Annotated in this window: 3 protein-coding genes; 2 read left to right on the top strand and 1 reads right to left on the bottom strand. The window is 72.7% G+C overall.

Features of this window, described 5'->3' with window-relative positions; translation table 11 throughout:
• The first annotated feature begins 462 nt into the window (after positions 1 to 462).
• Positions 463 to 1,269, top strand: a complete 807-nt coding sequence (locus ACFVH5_RS44060) for a hypothetical protein (protein ID WP_385839318.1) — start codon at positions 463 to 465, stop codon at positions 1,267 to 1,269.
• Here ACFVH5_RS44060 and ACFVH5_RS44055 read toward each other — a convergent pair.
• Positions 1,190 to 2,044 carry a DUF4184 family protein gene (locus ACFVH5_RS44055; protein ID WP_385839317.1) on the bottom strand — a complete coding sequence of 285 codons (855 nt, stop codon included), beginning with the start codon at positions 2,042 to 2,044 and terminating at the stop codon, positions 1,190 to 1,192. The genes ACFVH5_RS44060 and ACFVH5_RS44055 overlap by 80 nt on opposite strands.
• 282 nt (positions 2,045 to 2,326) lie before the next feature.
• On the opposite strand from ACFVH5_RS44055, the gene ACFVH5_RS44050 reads away from it, so the two are divergent.
• On the top strand, positions 2,327 to 4,021 hold the full coding sequence (locus tag ACFVH5_RS44050; protein ID WP_385839315.1) for a lytic transglycosylase domain-containing protein: 1,695 nt from the start codon (positions 2,327 to 2,329) through the stop codon (positions 4,019 to 4,021).
• Positions 4,022 to 4,068: the final 47 nt, after the last annotated feature.

The following is a 4,068-nucleotide window of genomic DNA, read 5'->3' as shown; positions in this document are numbered from 1 at the left end:
TTCCCCGCGCCCCGGGGTCGGCCGGGGGGGGGGCCGGATATCGCCTGCGGGCCCGGCGGGGGTGGGCCGCGCAGTTCCCCGCGCCCCCGGGTGGGTTTGGGTGGGGGCCGGAAGGCTGGTGTGGGTCCGTCGTGGCTGGTCGCGCAGTTCCTCGCGCCCCTGGGGTGGCTTGGCGTCGGCCGTCTCGTGCACGCTGAGACGAAAGACAGGGGCGCAGCCCCGTCTTTCAGGGGCGCGGGGAGCGGCGCAGTCTTTTGTCTTTGGGGGCGCGGGGAACTGCGCAGTCCTTTCGCTCTTCAAGGGCGCGGGCAGCGGGGCAGTCCTTCGCCCTTCAGGGGCGCGGGGAACTGCGCGGCCCGCCCCCGCCGGGCCCGCAGTCGGAACGTGGCCGGTCGCAGGCCCCGTCACCCGCCTGGACCCCGACCAGGCGCCCCCCAACGGAGCCCCCGCCAGGATGCGGGCATGGGTCCTCACATACCGCACATACGGAACACGCGATACGTACCGCACGTACGGCACTGCCGCACCGCCCTGGTCGCAGCCCTCGCCTCCACCCTCCTCACCCCGATCTCCGCCGTCTCGGCCACCGCGGCCACCCCCAGATTCCCGGCGGGCACCTTCGACGGCCGCCCCTGGCAGGCCGACACGACCAGCCACCGTTTCCTGCCGGACGACCCCGCGGATCCTGACGGCCCCACCTGCCACGCCCCCCACGCCCCCGGCCTCGCCGCCCGCCTGTCGCGCGACATCCACGCCGCGCTGTCGTCCGGGCGCGGCACCGTCTCCGTGGTCGTGCGCGACGACCTGGGCCTGGTCTGCGAACGGGCGGGCGAGCGCCAGTACGACTCCGCGGGCATCGCCAAGGTGCTGATCATGGAGGGGCTGCTGCGGCGGGCCGAGAACCTGGGCCGCTCCCTCACCCGCGCCCTCGGACTGCTCGCGGAGGCCCGCGCGGACCAGCGCTGGGGCGTCCCCGCGGGCATGCCGCGCGGCTTCAGGGCGCAGGTGAAGAACGGCTGGCTGCCCCGCTCCACCCACGGCTGGCGCGTCGTCGTCCTGACCCACGACAACCCCACGAAGGCGTACGGCGTCCGCACCATCGAACGCATCGCCCAGGTCGTGCACCGGGGTCTGGGGCAGAGGCGCGGCCCCGACCGTTCGCTCATCCAGGAGACGCCGGAGGCACCGCTCAGCGAGGAATCGGACGGCTCGGCTCCGTACGAGCCGCTGCCGGGCCGGGACGAACCGGAGCCGGACGCCACACCCTGACCGCCACGGCGTACGCGGCGAACCCGACGGCCAGCCCCGCCCCCGCCCCGAAGCACACGGTGGGAATCAGCTCCCAGGGCTCGGCCCGCGACCCCCAGTAGTCCCACCACCGCGTCGCCCGCTGCACGGCCGCCACCACCGCGAAGCCGCCGATGAGGGCCCCCGCGAGCCACCGGTCACGTACCGAGAGCACGGGCACCCCCACCGGTTCGGCGTCGGGCTGCCGCCGCAGGGCCACCACCAGGAACACCGTGATCACCACGGCCGCGAGCGCCGAACCGCCGTACTGCAGATACCAGTACAGGGGCGAGCCCGCGATCTCCCGTCCGAGGACGGGCAGGACCCGCATGCCCCACCGGTCGAGATGCGTGAACGCGTCCCACACGACATGGGTGAGCGCCCCGGTCACCGCGGACACGTACCACCACAGGGCGAGCGAGGGGCGCGGACGGGCGTGCGGCGCACCGCAGCGCAGGAGGGCGCCGATCCGTCCCTGCCGGCTCCGCGGCAGCAGCGCCACCAGCGGTTCCCGCAGTACCAGCCAGGCGCCCACGAGCGCCCAGGCGACCAGGACGTCGAAGGTGAACACCCCGGTGAGGGAGTGCGTGAAATCGCCGAACTCCATTGCCTCCGGCAGCACACTCGCCGCGTAATAGGTCATGTCGGGCGCGAACGAACCGGCCACGAGCGCGGCCGGGACCAGCCGTCCCCGTCCGGACCCGTCGGCGCGCACCGCCGGCAGGACGGCCGCGGCGTGACTGAGTGTGAACGGCAACTGGGCTCCAAGCGAACAGTGTTGACCGGACCGAAGGGCTCCATGATCGGTGACGACCGGTATGCGGAAACGGTTCCCGGCTCCACGGCATGGCGGGGAGCCGCAGGGGAAGGACAAACGGGATATGGCCAACCGGTGAAGACCGGCTCCGAACAGGTGTCTGCGCGGCAGAAGTTGTCGTAGGGTCGCCTGGGTTGCCGTATGGGGGGCATACGGCCGCACGACCGGACAGCAGGGGAACGCGCGGAACACGGACGGACGTCCACGGGAGGGGTTCACGCAATGGCGGCGCAATTCGGCAGGCGAGTCGTCAAGGGGGCGGCGACCACCGCCGTGGCCGCACTCGCGGTCGCGGCTCTGTCCGCATCCCAGGCCCCGGGTGTCACGGACACCCCCCAGGGCAGGCAGAACGCCAACTCCCAGCCCTCGCCCGATGTGAACGCCGACGACAGCGCGACCGGCAACTCGCCCTATTACACGGACCTCCCGCCGCTCAACAGCCCGACACCGTCACCCAGCGCGAGCAGTGACGCCCCCGGTGCCGCAGGCAACGCCGAAGCGGGCATACCCGCGACCGTCCTCGACGCCTACAAGAAGGCCGAGACGTCGCTGGCCGGTTCCAAGCCCGGGTGCAACCTCCCCTGGCAACTCCTCGCGGCCATCGGCAAGGTCGAGTCCGGCCAGGCCCGCGGCGGCAACGTCGACGCCAACGGCACCACGATCACCCCGATCCTCGGCCCGGTCCTCAACGGCGTCGGCTTCGCGCGGATCACCGACACCGACGGCGGCCTGTACGACGGGGACACCACCCACGACCGTGCCGTGGGCCCCATGCAGTTCATCCCCTCCACCTGGGAGTGGTCGGGCCGTGACGGCAACGGCGACGGCAAGAAGGACCCCAACAACATCTACGACGCGGCCCTCGCGGCCGGCCACTACCTGTGCCGGTTCAACTGGGACCTGTCCGACAGCGCCGACCTCAGGCGCGCGATCCTCAGCTACAACAACTCGACGGACTATCTGAACACCGTCCTGTCGTGGCTGGAGTACTACCGCAAGGGCACTCACGAGGTCCCGGACGGCACGGGCTCGCTGCCCTCCAACCGCAGCGACAACGGCACCGGCGGCGCGAGCCCCGGTCCGACGTCTCCGGCGTCCACTCCGCCCAGCAGCCAGAGCCCGGGCGGCGGCACCACGAGCCCGAAGCCGAAGCCGCCGGCCACGACCCCGCCCACGACGCCTCCGCCCACCACGACGCCGCCGGCGCCCCCGTCACCCACGCCCACCGAGACGGTGGACCACCTGGAGGACGCGGGCACCGGGAAGCTCACCGCGACCGCGGGCGACACCTTCGCCGAGAAGATCAGCGCCCGTACGGAGACCAAGGCGGGCAAGGCCGTCGCGAAGGTCCGGGTCCGGTTCACGATCACCGGCGACACCGACACGACCTTCACGGGCGGCGAGAGCGTCGCGACCGTCGTCACCAACGCCTCCGGTGTGGCGACCGCGCCCGCCCTCAAGGCGGGCGAGAAGACCGGCGCCTTCAAGGTGCGCGCCACCGTCGTCGGCCGCACCGTCTCGGGCCTCGACTACGCGGCGACGGTCACCGCCCGCCAGGCCGACGCCCTCGCCCGGACCACCGACACCGCGCTGACCTGTGTCCCGGGCGCCGAGTTCGCGGACGAGGTCGAGGTGAAGGCCACCTACAAGGGTGCCGTCGCGGACGGAGTCGCCGCGACCGCCACGCTCATCAAGACGGCGGACGACGCCACCGAGAACGACAAGGGCCCGTACTTCAAGGACGCCGACGGCAAGACGGTACGCACCCTCGCGGGCCTGGAGACCGGCAAGGACGGCCTGCTGAAGCTGCCGAAGCTGTACGCGGACGACACGGAGGGCACGTACCTGCTGCGGATCACCACCACCGGCGGCGCGACCCTGACCGTCGAGCTGAAGGTGGCGGCTGCCGCCTCCTAGTCCCCAAGACGCGTCGGCCGCGCCCCCTCACCCGTCGGTGAGGGGGC

This window comes from Streptomyces sp. NPDC127119 (assembly GCF_042677425.1).
Classification (GTDB): Bacteria; Actinomycetota; Actinomycetes; order Streptomycetales; family Streptomycetaceae; genus Streptomyces.
This window is presented reverse-complemented; position numbering and strand designations above follow the sequence as displayed.